Annotated in this window: 10 protein-coding genes; 4 read left to right on the top strand and 6 right to left on the bottom strand. The window is 66.2% G+C overall.

Annotation, left to right across the window (positions count from 1 at the left end; all coding sequences use genetic code 11):
- Window positions 1–39: 39 nt before the first annotated feature.
- The 3 genes from Q9R30_RS09050 to fdhA form a co-directional block, all read right to left on the bottom strand.
- On the bottom strand, window positions 40–867 hold the full coding sequence (locus Q9R30_RS09050) for a serine hydrolase (protein WP_311217387.1): 828 nt from the start codon (window positions 865–867) through the stop codon (window positions 40–42).
- Between the two features lie 266 nt (window positions 868–1,133).
- Entirely contained in the window at window positions 1,134–1,484 is a 351-nt protein-coding gene (locus Q9R30_RS09045) for a GNAT family N-acetyltransferase (protein ID WP_104996963.1), read from the bottom strand.
- A 103-nt stretch (window positions 1,485–1,587) separates the two neighbouring features.
- Window positions 1,588–2,805 carry a formaldehyde dehydrogenase, glutathione-independent gene (fdhA, locus tag Q9R30_RS09040; protein WP_104996962.1) on the bottom strand — a complete coding sequence of 406 codons (1,218 nt, stop codon included), beginning with the start codon at window positions 2,803–2,805 and terminating at the stop codon, window positions 1,588–1,590.
- A gap of 326 nt (window positions 2,806–3,131) precedes the next feature.
- Here fdhA and Q9R30_RS09035 point away from each other — a divergent pair, with 326 nt between their 5' ends.
- Entirely contained in the window at window positions 3,132–3,461 is a 330-nt protein-coding gene (locus Q9R30_RS09035) for a DUF6457 domain-containing protein (protein ID WP_104996961.1), read from the top strand.
- Window positions 3,462–3,484: 23 nt separating this feature from the next.
- Here Q9R30_RS09035 and Q9R30_RS09030 read toward each other — a convergent pair whose 3' ends face one another.
- Window positions 3,485–5,812, bottom strand: a complete 2,328-nt coding sequence (locus tag Q9R30_RS09030; protein ID WP_104996960.1) for an FdhF/YdeP family oxidoreductase — start codon at window positions 5,810–5,812, stop codon at window positions 3,485–3,487.
- Window positions 5,813–6,034: 222 nt separating this feature from the next.
- Here Q9R30_RS09030 and Q9R30_RS09025 point away from each other — a divergent pair, with 222 nt between their 5' ends.
- The 3 genes from Q9R30_RS09025 (at window position 6,035) to Q9R30_RS09015 (ending at window position 12,740) form a co-directional block, all read left to right on the top strand.
- A complete protein-coding gene (locus Q9R30_RS09025) occupies window positions 6,035–7,711 on the top strand; it encodes a RecQ family ATP-dependent DNA helicase (RefSeq protein WP_311217386.1) in 1,677 nt (558 codons plus the stop codon).
- Window positions 7,712–7,748: 37 nt separating this feature from the next.
- Window positions 7,749–8,948 (top strand): TerC family protein, encoded by a 1,200-nt coding sequence (locus Q9R30_RS09020; protein WP_311217385.1) that lies wholly within the window; start codon window positions 7,749–7,751, stop codon window positions 8,946–8,948.
- A gap of 177 nt (window positions 8,949–9,125) precedes the next feature.
- Window positions 9,126–12,740: a TM0106 family RecB-like putative nuclease gene (locus tag Q9R30_RS09015; RefSeq protein ID WP_311217384.1), complete on the top strand. Its 3,615-nt coding sequence runs from the start codon at window positions 9,126–9,128 to the stop codon at window positions 12,738–12,740.
- Window positions 12,741–12,766: 26 nt separating this feature from the next.
- On the opposite strand, the gene Q9R30_RS09010 is transcribed toward Q9R30_RS09015, so the two are convergent.
- Both Q9R30_RS09010 and Q9R30_RS09005 read right to left on the bottom strand, forming a co-directional pair.
- The gene (locus Q9R30_RS09010) at window positions 12,767–13,126 is read right to left on the bottom strand and encodes an acylphosphatase (protein WP_396136712.1); all 360 of its coding nucleotides are present in this window, start codon (window positions 13,124–13,126) and stop codon (window positions 12,767–12,769) included.
- Between the two features lie 111 nt (window positions 13,127–13,237).
- On the bottom strand, window positions 13,238–14,167 hold the full coding sequence (locus Q9R30_RS09005; protein WP_311217383.1) for a glycosidase: 930 nt from the start codon (window positions 14,165–14,167) through the stop codon (window positions 13,238–13,240).
- Window positions 14,168–14,327: the final 160 nt, after the last annotated feature.

Here is a 14,327-nt window from a genome sequence, read left to right as displayed (position 1 = left end):
AGTCTGGCGCACACGGCACAGATGGCGCGAGTTGATGGACTATCCGGCCTGGTTCCCGGCCCGCACCGGCGGGAACAATGCTTCCTCAACCAGTCCTGTCAGTTCGCGGATTGCGTCGGCCTGCCCGGCGGCTTCCAATCCCTCCGCATTCTCGGTGTATATCACCAGCGCAAAGGATGAGCCGCGGTAATTCAGGATGGCGGCATCGTGAAGCTGCCCGTCGAACTCCCCGTACTTGTGGAACACCTCGATCCCGGCCTGGGAGCCGGCGGGGATCAGGTCCTCGTTATTCGTCTCCTGCATGTAGCCGAGCAGTTCCGCCGTATTCTCCGGGTTCAGCAGGTCCCCGGCGTAAAGCTGTTTGAGGACACTGGCCATGGCGGCGGGAGTCAGGAGGTTCTCTTCGGGATCGTAAGTGACACCGATCGAGGCGGAATAGGCGGTCAGCTCCGGGTAGCCCACCTCATCCATCAGGAGCAGCCAGGAATCGTTGTTGCTCTGGTTCACCATCGCTTCAAGCTGGAACGCTGCGTCATAGTCTCCAAGGGGGTCGTCGAGGCGCGCCTCCCCCTTTTCCACCAGGCGGTAGTAGGCCGCTGCCGTGATGATCTTTGCCGTGCTGGCCGCGTTGAAGGCCTCCTGGTCCCCGAAGGTCAGCGCTGCGTCACCGGAAACGTCCGCCAGGGCCACCCCGATCCGGTAGCCGGCCTTATCCGCCAGAAGGGAGTCGATGCGGTCCTGCAGCGAATTCGGGGCGGCAGCAACAGGCTCCGTCGGCGCCGCGGCCGGGACCGGTTCCGCTCCCCCGGCCAGCGGCACCGATCGCTGGACGGCCAGGACAAAGGTGGCGGCTATCAGGAGCGCCACGGCACAAAACAACACCGCAAGCCGTCGCCTTGCCGCCCGCGGGCCCGGACGGGCCTTCGGCCCGGACGGAGTGTTTTTCTGGTCCACCGACATAGGGGCTCCTGCCTCCTTCAACAACCCGGTCTGCATCACGCGGCCCCAGCGCACGGGATGCGATGTTGATTAGACCATTGAAGGTCGGGAGCTGCCTGATAAGCCGCAGGCGCGCCATGTCCCGGCACCCCTTTATGGACACTGCACCCGCGGACGCGCAGGTGCGGTGTCCGTCAGCGGGTGCGGGCGGCCAGCGCGGCGTCCAGGAACTCCAGGTGTGCGGGAGCAACACGCACTGTGTGACCCGCGTAGTCAGGATGGCTGATGAGGAATTTCCTGATGTAGGGGCACACCGGGACGATTCCCATTCCGGCGCTGACCGTGGCACCCAGCGCGGCGGTGGCGAGCTGGCCCGCCAGTCCCTGGCCGCCGTACTCCTCGTTGATCACGGTGTGGTAGAAAATCCGCTGCGGCGAGCCGCCGCCGTCGTAATCCTTGTACGCGGCCTTGCCGATCACGTTGCCGGCGTCGAGCACTTCGAAGCGCTCGCGGCCGGGGTTGTGGCGGACGGTGATGTCACTCAAGGGGAATCTCCTTCTGTGCGGTGTGTCTTTCAGCTAACCACAGCCGAGGGACACTTGTTCCCGCACCCTTCCCTTGCCCGGCCCACCGTCCGCCAGTCCTGGGTCAGCTCAGGTAGCCATTCGGGTTGAGGACGTACTTGGTTGCTGCACCGGCGTCGAACTCCGCGTAGCCCTGCGGCGCTTCCTCAAGCGTGATCGCCTTGGCGTTCACGTTCTTGGCGATGTTCACCTTGTCGTTCAGGATGGCCATCATCAGCTGCCGGTTGTACTTCATCACCGGGCACTGGCCGGTGGTGAAGCTCAGGGACTTGGCCCAGCCGGTGCCCAGGCTCAGGCTCAGCGCGCCCTTCTTGGCGGCCTCGTCGATGCCGCCGGGATCACCCGTCACATAGAGGCCAGGGATGCCAAGCGCGCCGCCGGCCGCGGTGATCTCCATCAGCGAGTTCAGGACGGTGGCAGGTGCTTCCTCAGCGTCCTTTCCGTGCCCATGCCCCCGCGCCTCGAAGCCCACCGCGTCCACGCCGCAGTCCACTTCGGGCACCCCGAGGATCTGTTCGATCTGCTCCGCCGGGCCGCCCTTGGTGAGGTCCACCGTTTCGCAGCCAAAGCTGCGCGCCCGCGCCAGCCTGTCCTCGTTGAGGTCCCCCACAATCACGACGGCGGCACCCAGCAGATGCGCGCTCGTCGCCGCTGCGAGGCCCACAGGACCGGCTCCGGCCACGTACACCGTGGAACCAACACCCACACCGGCGCTCACGGCTCCGTGGAATCCCGTGGGGAAGATATCCGAAAGCATGGCAAGGTCCATGATCTTCTCCATGGCCCGGTCTTTGTCCGGGAACTTCAGCAGGTTCCAGTCGGCATACGGCACCAGCACGTAGTTTGCCTGGCCGCCCACCCAGCCGCCCATGTCCACGTACCCATACGCGCTGCCCGGGCGGTCCGGGTTCACGTTCAGGCAGATGCCGGTCTTGCGCTCCTTGCAGTTCCGGCAGCGGCCGCAGGCGATGTTGAACGGCACCGAACAGAGATCGCCGACTTTAATAAATTCCACGTCGCGGCCCACCTCCACCACTTCACCGGTGATCTCATGCCCCAGCACCAGGTTGGGCGGGGCGGTGGTGCGTCCGCGGACCATGTGCTGGTCCGAGCCGCAGATGTTGGTGGCCACGGTCTTGAGGATCACTCCGTGATTGACCGGACGGCCCACATTCGCTGGGTTGACCCCCGGCCCGTCCTTGAGTTCGAAACTGGGGTAGTCAATGTCGATCAGTTCAACCTTGCCCGGCTCTTTGTAGGCAACGGCTTTGTTTCCTGTCATCTCTGTCTCCTGTTGTCAGGCCTGCCCGGTGGGACGGCCGTGATTTTGGGTCGTTGATGCTACCCCGGGCAAGGGCACCGTCCGGTGGGCCGATATTCCTGGCGCCTCAACATCAGGTAGGGATCGGGCCGGAAAGGGTCCAATGGGCGGGGGTCCGCCCAGTCTAAGCACGGCGTGGCCGCGTAGCCATAGGTTCGACCCCTAATATCTCCACTCACGGGAATTAAGGGTTTCGGACACCCGGTGACTTCCGCGCCGAACCCTTGTAGTCTCGGCACGGAGAACGTTCCAGCGACCCAACACCGAGCCAAAACCAAGGAGTGGACATGCCGGCCAATGAGGACGAAATGCAGATCCTGGACCAATGGAGCAACCGGCTGGCCCAGGCGCTGCAAATCCTGGACCTGGACGTGGACCACGAACTGCTCCTGGACCTGGCCCGCAAATCGGCCGGGTCTGTCACCCACGCCGCAGCCCCGGTGACCACCTTCATGGTGGGATACGCCGCGGGACTGCAGGCCGGCACCGGCAGTGCCGGCAACCGCGGGAACGCGGCTGCCGCGGTGGCCAAGGCCGCGGACACCGCCTTCCAGCTGTGCGAGGACGGGCACGACGGCGGGCCCGCCAGCAAGGGCTGGGCGGACACCGCACAATAGTCGCGCCTGCTTATCCCCGCGGCTTATCCCGCGGCCGTTGGCTCCTCACGGAAGGCGGCTACGGGCTCAAGACGGACGATCACTGCTTTGGAGACGGGCGTCTGGCTGCCCTCCGCCACGCTCTCCAGCGGCACCAGCACGTTGGCTTCCGGATAGTAGGCGGCAGCACACCCGCGGGCTGACGGGTAGGACACCACCCGGTAGTTGCGGAGGACCCGCTCGGCGTTGTCCCCGTACACACCCCGCACGTCCACGTGCTGCCCGTCTTCAAGCCCCAGTTCGGCAAGGTCTTCCGGATTCACGAACACCACCTCGCGGCCCTTCTTGATGCCGCGGTAGCGGTCGTTGTGGCCGTAGATGGTGGTGTTGAACTGGTCGTGCGAGCGCATGCTCTGCAGGATCAGGGTGCCTGCCGGCCGCTCCACATGCTCGAGCTCGTTGACGGTCAGCATGGCCTTGCCGGTGGGGGTGTGGAACGTGCGGGAATCGCGGGGACCGTTCGGCAGGACGAAGCCGCCCTCCTGCCTGATCTTCCGGTTGTAGTCCTCGCAGCCCACCACCACGTGGGAGATGTGCTCGCGGATCAGGTCATAGTTCTCTTGGAAGCCCGCCCAGTCCGCCGCGATCCGGTCACCCAGCACCCGCTGTGCCAGCTGGCAGACGATGGCCACTTCCGAGAGCAGGCCGGGCGCCACGGGTTCCACCGTGCCGTGGGAGGCATGGACGGCGCAGACGGTGTCCTCCACGGACACGAACTGCGGGCCTGACGCCTGCCGGTCAATCTCGGTCCGCCCGAGCGTGGGCAGGATCAAGGCCTCGGCGCCCGTGACCGCGTGGGAGTGGTTGAGCTTCGTGGAAACCTGGACGGACAGTTCCGTGCCTTCCATCGCCGTCTCCGCGGCCCGGGTGTCCGACATGGCGCCCACGAAGTTGCCGCCCATGGCGATGAAAACCTTGATCCCGCCGTCGCGCATCTGCCGGATGGTCTCCACCGCATCCGCGCCGTGCGTCCGCGGCGGTTCGAAGCTGAATTCCTTGCCCAGGGCGTCCAGGAATGCCGGTGGCATCTGCTCCCAGATCCCCATGGTCCTGTCGCCCTGGACGTTGCTGTGTCCCCGGATGGGCGAGGCACCGGCGCCGGGCTTGCCGATGTTGCCGCGCAGCAGGAGCAGGTTGATGATCTCCTTGATGGTGGCAACGCCCTTCTTCTGCTGCGTGATGCCCATCGCCCAGGTGATGATCACCTTCTCCGCAGCGAGGTACCGGGCTGCGAGCTCGTCGATTTCCTCGGTCCGCAGGCCGGTGGCCTCAAGGACGGCGGCCTCGTCCAGTTCAGCAAGGTGCGCCCGGAGTTCCTCGAGGCCGTCGCAGTGTTCCTCGAGGAACTGGTGGTCCAGCACAGTCCCCGGATGAGCGGCCTCGGCATCGAGGACGCGCTTGGAGACGGCCTGCAGCAGCGCCATGTCGCCGCCGATCCGCACCTGCAGGAACTGGTCTGCCAGGTCCGTGCCGCGGCCGATAATCCCCTTCACCTTCTGCGGATTCTTGTAGCGCATCAGCCCGGCCTCCGGCAGCGGGTTGACCGCCACGATCCGGGCACCGGCCTCCTTCGCTTCTTCGAGGGCGGTGAGCATCCGGGGGTGGTTGGTGCCCGGGTTCTGGCCCATGATGATGATCAGCTCGGCCTTGGCGAAGTCGTCATAGGAAACCGTGGCTTTGCCGATGCCGATGGTCTGGCCCATTGCCCAGCCCGAGGACTCGTGGCACATGTTGGAGCAGTCCGGCAGGTTGTTGGTGCCGTACCCGCGGATGAAAAGCTGGTAGAGGAAGGCTGCCTCGTTCGAGGTCCGGCCGCTGGTGTAGAAGGCTGCCTGGTCGGGGCTGGGCAGCGACTTCAACTTGTCCGCAATGATCCCGAACGCTTCGTCCCAGCCCACGGGCCGGTAGTGGTCTTCGCCTGCAGGCTTGTACACAGGCTCCGTCAGGCGCCCCTGCATGCCCAGCCAGTACTCGGACCGTTCCCGCAGCTCACTGACCGGATGCTCCGCCCAGAATTCGGACCCGATCACCACCGGGGTGGCTTCCCAGGTCACTGCCTTGGCGCCGTTCTCGCAGAATTCGAACGTTTTGCGGTGGCCCGGGTCCGGCCAGGCACAGCTCATGCAGTCGAATCCGTCCTTCTGGTTCAGCGCCAGCAGGGTCTTCCGCGACCGGTCCAGGCCCATGTGCTTGAGGGCCGGCTGCATGGAATGGTAGACGCCGGGCACGCCGGCAGCCCAGGTTTTCGGGTGGCCGCTGACTTCAATCTCAGACTCGTCAGCCTCTTCGACTTCGGGATTCTTGCGCGTCACTGCTGGTTCTCCTCGCGTTCGGCCGGTACCTGCCACCCTCCGCATGTTCGGGGGTCCGGGCCCTTTCCACACTTGTTCAGGGAAACCGGGAAGTCAAGGAAAACGGCTTCCTGTCCATGACACCGCCGCGAACAATTGACGACGGCGGCTTCCGGGCCGCGATAGGCTGGTCACCTCGGCTGAAGCAAGCGGCCGCGGAAACCACTCTGCGGAGCGCCTTTTATGTCAGACGATCTTGCCCTCTCCGCCCTCGCGGCGTCCTCCTTTTCCCTGTCCCACCTGCGGGACGGCCAGCTGGCAGGCATGGCCGCGCTGGCCGCCGGCCGTGACGTCCTTGCGGTAATGCCCACCGGCTACGGAAAGTCTGCGATCTACCAGGTCGCTGCCCTGTTCCTCCACAACAAAACCCTGCGGCCCGCCGTCGTGGTCTCCCCGCTCATCGCCCTGCAGGAGGACCAGCTCGACGCGCTGGCCGGGGACCTGGGGGCGGGCGCCGCCGTCGCCGTCAATTCGTCCCGCAGCGATTCGGACGTGGAGGCCGCGTGGCAGGCGGTGGAAACCGGCAAGGCCGCGTTCCTGTTCCTCGCCCCGGAGCAACTGGCCAAGCAGAAGACGGTGGACCGCATCGCCGCCCTGGACATCTCGCTGTTCGTGGTGGACGAGGCCCACTGCGTCTCCTCCTGGGGCCACGACTTCCGCCCCGACTACCTCGGACTGGGCAGCGTCCGCGAACGGCTGGGCAATCCTCCCGTTGCAGCACTCACCGCCACCGCCTCGCCCCCGGTCCGGGACGAGATCGAGGAGCGGCTGCGCATGAAGGACCCGCTGGTCCTGGTGCACGGCTTCGACCGGCCCAACATCGGCCTTGACGTCGTCCGGCACCATGAGGACAAGGGCAAGCGCCAGGCCGTGGTGGACCAGGTGGCGGCGATGGCCCGGGAGGGCCAAGGCCTCCTCTACGCCGCCACCCGCAAAGATACCGAAAAGTACGCCGCCAAGCTGGGCAAGGAGGGGCTGCGCGCGGAGGCGTACCACGCCGGGCGTTCCGCGGCGGAACGCGAGCGCATTCACGAACAGTTCCTGGACGACCAGCTGGACATGGTGGTGGCCACCACCGCCTTCGGCATGGGAATCGACAAACCCAATGTGCGCTTCGTGGTCCACGCGGACATTCCCGAGTCGCTGGATTCCTACTATCAGGAAATTGGCCGGGCCGGGCGTGACGGTGAGCCGGCTGCGGCCGTGCTGCACTACCGCTCAGAGGATCTGGGCCTGCGGAAGTTCTTCGCAACTCACTCCCCCGATCCCGAGGCGCTCCTGGCCCTGTTGAAGGTCCTCAAGTCAGCGGGCGCGCCTGCCCCCAGGTCTTCCCTTGCCGAACTCACGGGTTTATCGGCCCGCCGCATCACCTCGCTGGTGAACCAGCTGGAGGAAACCGGCGCTGTCACGTCCGGCAGGCGCGGCGTCCGGCTCGTCTCCACGGAGAAGCTGCCCGCCCTGGTGGGTGGCGCCGTCGAACTCGCCGAAGCCCGGCAGCGCGTGGACCAGTCCCGGCTCACCATGATGCGCGGCTACGCCGAGGCGGACAGCTGCCGGCGGCAGTTCCTGCTGGCCTACTTTGGCGAGCACCTGCCGGAACCGTGCGGCAACTGCGACGCGTGCGCCGATGCTGCGGCCAAGGAGCCGGCCCTTCATTCAGCGGACGACGGCGGCAGGGCTTTCGGCGATCAGGCGGAGGAACGGTTCCCGCTCCAGTCCGCCGTGGTCCATAAGGAGTGGGGTCCGGGGCTGGTGATGCGGCACGAGGATGACGTGATGACCGTCCTGTTTGAACAGGAAGGCTACAAGACCCTCTCGCGGACCGCTGTGGTGGAACACGAACTTCTGAAGCCGGCGTAGGTAGGCTGGGAAGAGACCCGAACGAAAGGCCCGCCACGTGGAAGTACCTTCTTATGTCTGGACCCTGACCGTCATTGGGATCGTGGGCCTGCTGGTCTTCGACTTCTTCTTTCATGTCCGCAAGGCACACACTCCCTCGCTTAGGGAATCGGCCATCTGGTCAGCCCTGTACGTGGGAATCGCGCTGCTTTTCGGGCTCGGCGTGCTGCTGCTCGGCGGACCCACCATGGGCACCGAATACTTTGCCGGGTACATCACGGAGAAGGCGCTGTCCGTGGACAACCTCTTCGTGTTCCTCATCATCATGGCCAGCTTCCGGGTGCCCCGCGCGGACCAGCAGAAGGTGCTGCTCTTCGGCATCGTCTTTTCGCTCATCGCCCGCACGGCATTCATTTTCCTCGGCGCGGCCCTGATCAACAGCTTCGCGTGGGTGTTCTACATCTTCGGGCTGATCCTGCTCATCACCGCCGGCAACCTCCTCAGGCCGGACAGCCACGACGACGACTCCGAAGGCCTGGTGGTCCGGCTGGCCAAGAAGTTCCTGCCGGCGTCGGAACACTACGACGGCGACAAGCTCTTCACCGTGCAGGACGGCAAGCGGGTCCTCACCCCGATGCTCCTGGTGATGGTGGCGATCGGCGGCACGGACATCCTGTTTGCGCTGGACTCCATCCCGGCAATTTTCGGCCTGACCCAGAACGTGTTCATCGTGTTCACGGCCACGGCGTTCTCCCTGATGGGCCTGCGGCAGCTGTTCTTCCTGATCGACGGCCTGCTGGACCGCCTGATCTTCCTTTCCTACGGCCTGGCCGTCATCCTGGGGTTCATCGGCGTGAAGCTCATCCTGCATGCCCTGCATGAGAACACCCTGCCGTTCATCAACGACGGCCAGCACGTGAATGTGGTGGAGGTCAGCACGGAGGTGTCCCTGAGCGTGATCCTGGGTGTCCTGGTGGTCACCGTGCTGGCATCCATCTTCAGCCCCAAGGGCAAGGCCAAGAACGCCGTTTCCGGTGCGCGGCGGCATGCCGTTGAATACCTGGACCTCAACTACGAGACGGACATGAACGAGCGGGACAAGATCTTCGCCGCAATGTGCCGCGAGGAAGACCAGATCCACAAGCTCCCGGAGAAGTACAAGCGCCTCATCCGGAACGAAACCGAGTTCATGGACCTGCTGCGCTCCGCCCATGCCGAGCATGACAAAGCCCAGGTGCGGGCGGCCGCGGAGGGCTGACCCGCCCACCCAACTAGGTAGCGCCAAGTGTCGTTTTGGGGGCTCAAAACGACACTTGGCGCTACCTAGTTTCGGGGCCCGGCTGTTTGTCGGTGCCTCTTGCTAGCTTTGATTCTGGGCCACGGGAATTCTCCTCCGGCCCGCCGATGATAGCCCGGCTGTCGATGGGGAGGCCCCGTGTTCCTGCTTGAAGCTGCTGCCGCTGGCGCGCCGCCGGACCTGGTGTTTTCCGCCAGCGACCTTGTGGCTGCCAGCGAGTGCGAGTACCGCATGCTCCGGGTCCTGGACGAGAAGCTGGGCCGCTCCCCCAAGGCCGTCTTCCCAGCAGACGAGATGCAGGTCCGCGCCGGCGAACTGGGCGACCGGCATGAGCAAACCGTCCTTGCCAGCCTGGTTGCCAAGTACGGCGAATGGGATTCCAGCCGGGGTGCGGGCGTGTACTGCCTTGACCGTGGCCAGAACGTGCGCGGGGAACTGCAGGCCAAGCATGCGGAAACGGAGCTCGGACTGCGGTCCGGGGCGGACGTGGTGTTCCAGGCCACGTTCTTTGACGGGGAGTTTCTGGGTTACGCAGACTTCCTGGTCAACGAAGCCGCGGGCACCGGAGAGCCCGGCCGCTACGAGGTCTGGGACACAAAACTCGCCCGGCACGCCAAGGCGGGCGCCCTGCTCCAGCTCGCCGCCTACGGGGACCAGCTGCTGGAGATGGGCATTGAGCCCTCACCGATGGTCACGCTGGTGCTGGGCACGCGCATAGGTGAAGACTGGCTCCGCAGCAGCCACTCCCTGCCGGACCTGCTGCCTGTTTTCCGTGAACGGCGGCGCCGTTTCCGTGAACTGGTTGCGCACCACAGGGAGGCTGACGCCACGGTGCAGTGGCAGCAGCCGGGAATCGCCCACTGCGGCCGGTGCGATTACTGCGCCGAGCAGGTGCAGCTGCACCGGGACCTGCTGATGGTGGCAGGAATGTCTGTGGTGCAGCGAAAGAAACTGCACGCCGCCCGCATCACCACCATCGACGAACTCGCGGCAATGCCTGCCGGGGACGCCCGGAATTCCGTGGCCCGGCTCCGGTTGCAGGCGCGGATGCAGCTGGGGCTGGACGCCGCCGCGGGCTCCCGGACGTTCATCAAGGACGGCCATCCCCATACGGTCGCGTTCACTGTCCTGCCCGGAAGCACCATCGGGTCGCTCCCGCCGCCCAGCCCCGGAGACATCTTCTTCGATTTCGAGGGTGACCCCCTCTGGCAGGATCCCGCCACCGGAGCCTGGGGCATCGAGTACCTGTTCGGAGTGGTCGAGGCGCCGGCTCCAGACCATCACGGGGACCCGGTGTTCCGTCCGTTCTGGGCGCACTCCAGGTCCGGGGAGCGCCGCGCCTTCTTGGATTTCCTTGCCTACGTAGAGGAACGCCGGGCACGGTATCCGGACATGCACGTCTACCACTACGCGGCGTACGAAAAAACGGCGCTCCGCAACCTCTCGCTGGCGCACCAGGCCGGGGAGGAGACGGTGGACAAGTGGCTCCGGGAAGGGCTGCTGGTTGATCTTTACGCCACCGTCCGGCATTCGCTGCGCATTTCCGAGCCCTCCTACTCCATCAAGAAACTCGAACCGCTCTATATGGGCAGCAACCTGCGCTCGGGGGACGTGAAGGACGCCGGTGCCTCCGTGGTGGCCTACGCCGCCTATTGCGCGGCCCGCGATGCCGGGAATATGGCGGAAGCGGACAAGGTCCTCGCGTCCATCTCGGACTACAACCAGTACGACTGCCTGTCCACGCTCCGGCTCAGGGACTGGCTGCGGGAGGTGGGGGCGCAGGCCACCGCGCCCGCAGCATCCCCGGACCGCCGGGGTCCAGCCGAGCGCCAGCAAGCGCCGGAACAGCGGGCTGCCTCCGGGGAAAGTCCAGCGGAGGCCCGGCTGCGCGAGTATCTGGCAGACCTCCCGGACAACCGCTCCTGGACAGATGACGAACGCGCCATCGCGATGGTGGCCGCCGCCACCGGCTACCACCGCCGCGAGCGCAAGCAGTTCTGGTGGCAGCACTTCGACCGCGGGGAAGCACCGCTCGAGACCTGGGCGGACCAACGGAACGTGTTCGTGGTGTCCTCGGCCGAGGTCGTCTCCGACTGGGCGCTGGCCAAACCCCGGGAGCGTATGCGGACCCGGGTGCTCCGGCTCAGCGGCACCATGACCGAGGGGTCGGACTTCCGGGCAGAGTCCACCTGGTGCCGGCTCTACGATGCACCGCCCCCGGAGGGCATGGCCGCGCCGGACGCTGCTCCCGGTGCACGCGCCTACTCCTTCGGGACCAGGATCAGCGAGCTGGCTCCGGCCCCTGACAACCCGGAGCACACCATCATCACCATCGCGGAGCGCGAGTCGGGGAAGGTTGCCGCCTACCCGCACCTGCCCGTGGCCCTTACCGAGGACCAGCCGCTGGCCACCGCGAGCATCGAAGCTGCGATCGCGGAGATCGCCGCCGCCGTTGGCGCGTCCGTGCCATCGCTGCCCGCCCAACCCGGGCCGGACATCCTGCGCAAGCAGCCGCCGCGGTTCAGAAGCCTGGACGGACCGGTGGTCGTGCCCCATGGCACCGATGGTGCCGCGGACTACGCTGCGGCGATCACGGCGTCACTCCTGGACCTTCACCGCTCCTACCTCGCCGTGCAGGGCCCGCCGGGCACTGGAAAGACGTACGTCGGCGCCCACGTCATCGGCCGGCTGGTGAATGAGGGCTGGAAAATCGGCGTAGTAGGCCAGTCGCACAACGTGGTGGAGAACCTGCTCTGCTGCGCCATTGCCGCCGGCGGCGTTGATCCGGCGGCGGTTGCCAAGAAGCTGGCGGCCCCGCACGACGTTCCTTGGAAGTCCAGGGGCGACGGCGACGTCGCCCGACTGCTCGCATCCTCCGGCGGCTGCCTTGTGGGCGGAACGGCCTGGACCATGACCGGCAAGGAGGTCCCGGCCGGCTCCCTGGACCTGCTGGTGATCGATGAAGCCGGGCAGTTCTCGCTGGCCAACACTCTCGCTGTTTCCCGGGCCGCCAAGCGGCTGCTCCTGCTCGGCGATCCGCAGCAGCTGCCACAAGTCACCCAGGGCGCGCACCCCGAGCCCGTGGATGAGTCCGCACTGGGGTGGCTGGCCGCAGGCCACGCCACCCTGCCTGCCAGCCTTGGCTACTTCCTGGCCGACAGCTGGCGGATGCACCCGGAACTGTGCCGCGCAGTTTCCGGGCTCAGCTACGAAGGAAAGCTGAAGTCCGCCCCGGCAGCCTCGCAGCGGAAACTCGAGGAGCTGCCGCCCGGCGTCGAAACTGTGTTCGTGGAGCACACCGGCAACACCACAGCGTCCAGGGAAGAGGCTGCGGAGGTGGTCCGTCAGGCGCGGCGGCACCTTGGCCTGAAATGGAAACCGGGGGCGGAGAGCGAGGCGCGGCCCCTCGACCAGCAGGACCTGCTGGTGGTGGCCGCCTACAACGCCCAGGTCCACCTGGTCCGGAAAGCCCTGGAGGAAGCCGGGCTGCCGGATGTCCGGGTGGGAACCGTGGACAAGTTCCAGGGCCAGGAAGCACCCGTTGTGCTCGTATCCATGGCATGCTCCGCCGTGGCCGAGGCACCGCGGGGAGCTGAGTTCCTGCTCAACAGGAACCGGATCAATGTGGCCGTGTCACGCGGGCAATGGCGGGCCGTGATCATCCGCTCCCCCGAGCTCACCAGCTACGCGCCGCACAAGCCCGCAGCGCTGGAGGAGCTGGGTGCCTTCATTGGGCTCAGCCCGCGCACGTAAGCCAATTGGGTCAGGAGCCGTAAAGCTCAGCGCGCCCTGAACCCGCGGAAGCCACCCTCCGCCGCGGAGATGGAGTCCTCCACGCGCTCCACACGCCCGGGGGTGCGCCCGGAATTCAGCCAGGTCCGGAGTTCGTTGATTTTCCCCTGGGGTCCTTCGGCGACCAGGCCCACCGAGCCATCGGCGAGGTTCTTCACCTCGCCGGTGAGGCCGAGCTCTTCGGCTTTGCCCCTGGTCCAGTAGCGGAAGCCAACACCCTGAACCACGCCGAAAACCCGGGCAGTCAGCCGCACCGCACCCGCCTCGGATGACGCATCGCCCTCGGATGGCCGGGCGCCGTCAGAAGGATCGGGCACCTCGGATGACGGACCTGCGTGCCTGGCCAAGGTGCCTCCCCTCCGTTAGTGCCGTCCCCTCCCAACTAGGTAGCAGTAAGTGTCGTTTTGAGCGTCCAAAACGACACTTGGCGCTACCTAGTTGGGCAGGCGGACGGGCACTTAGTTGATGGTGATGTCGCGGGTGCTGTGATCGTAGCGGATGGTGACCGGGCCGCCGGCGTGGTGCAGTTCGTGGTTGGGGCCGTCGAACGCGCCGAACGCGCCGTAGTTCTCTTCCCAGGACCGGTTGAGGGCGATCTTGAAGGTGTAGAAACCGGCGGGCAGGTCGGCGTTCTTCTTCCAGAGCTGGTCCAGGAAGTCGAACTCCATCTGGGCTTCGTCGTACTGCGGTGCCCAGTTCTCCGGGGCGCCCAGGATCGTGTTGAAGTCGCCCGCTACAGCCACGGCTTCGGGCTGCGGGTGCGTCTCAACGTCCGCGTCCTCGAACGGCTCCGCTGCCACGGGTACGGCGGTTTCAGTGGCCTTGGCCGGCGCCTTGCGCGTGCGCACGGCTTTGACAACGGGCTCGACGGCGTCCTCGATCACCTTGGCTGCCTTGCCCACGGCGGCGGCGGCCTTCTTTGCCGGGGTCTTCTTTGCAGGAGCCTTCTTGGCGTCGGCGGCCACGGCTGCCGGCGCTGCCGCTTCGGGGACCGCGGTGGTCCTGCGCACGAAGCCCTCGGGAGCAGTGGGAACCTGGACCTCGGCAGGCACTGGAGCGCCGGCGTCGAGCGCGGTGGCAAAGGACACTGCGTCCGGGAAGGCAACCGTGGCGCGCATGCCTTCGTCAGTGATGGTCCAGCCGGACCGGCCCTTGACCAGCCAGCCGGCCTTGACCAGCTTTGCGGTGGCTGAGGTGAGCGTCTTGTGCCCGCGGGGAATTCCGCCGCTGAGCAGTTCAGCCTCGTGCTCGTTGAACGGCACGCGTGCCGTAGCCTCCGCGAGGACCTGCCCCGCGTTCAGTGCATCGCCGGACCACACGCCTTCGGTCAGGACATCCAGCACGGTCTTGAGGCGAAGGAAGGTGTTTTCTGCGGTGGACTTGGCCATGATTCCCCTTTATAAATGCGATCGGTCTTAGGCATCTTGCCAACTGCCGGTTAATTCGCGCGACTTGAAATGGTTAACACTGCGTGTCGTGACCGACTATTAAGCGGACGTCCCCACAAAATGAGGCTGAGGTCTCGGGAAACGGGCTGACTGCACAACC

Origin of the sequence: Arthrobacter sp. AB6 (assembly GCF_031844545.1) — a bacterium.
Lineage (GTDB): Bacteria > Actinomycetota > Actinomycetes > Actinomycetales > Micrococcaceae > Arthrobacter.
This window is presented reverse-complemented; position numbering and strand designations above follow the sequence as displayed.

Bases quoted from the DNA above. Each gene is read 5' to 3' on its own strand.
- fdhA (WP_104996962.1), bottom strand. From the start codon at position 2,805: ATGACAGGAAACAAAGCCGTTGCCTACAAAGAGCCGGGCAAGGTTGAA.
- Q9R30_RS09005 (WP_311217383.1), bottom strand. From the start codon at position 14,167: ATGGCCAAGTCCACCGCAGAAAACACCTTCCTTCGCCTCAAGACCGTG.
- Q9R30_RS09025 (WP_311217386.1), top strand. From the start codon at position 6,035: ATGTCAGACGATCTTGCCCTCTCCGCCCTCGCGGCGTCCTCCTTTTCC.
- Q9R30_RS09035 (WP_104996961.1), top strand. From the start codon at position 3,132: ATGCCGGCCAATGAGGACGAAATGCAGATCCTGGACCAATGGAGCAAC.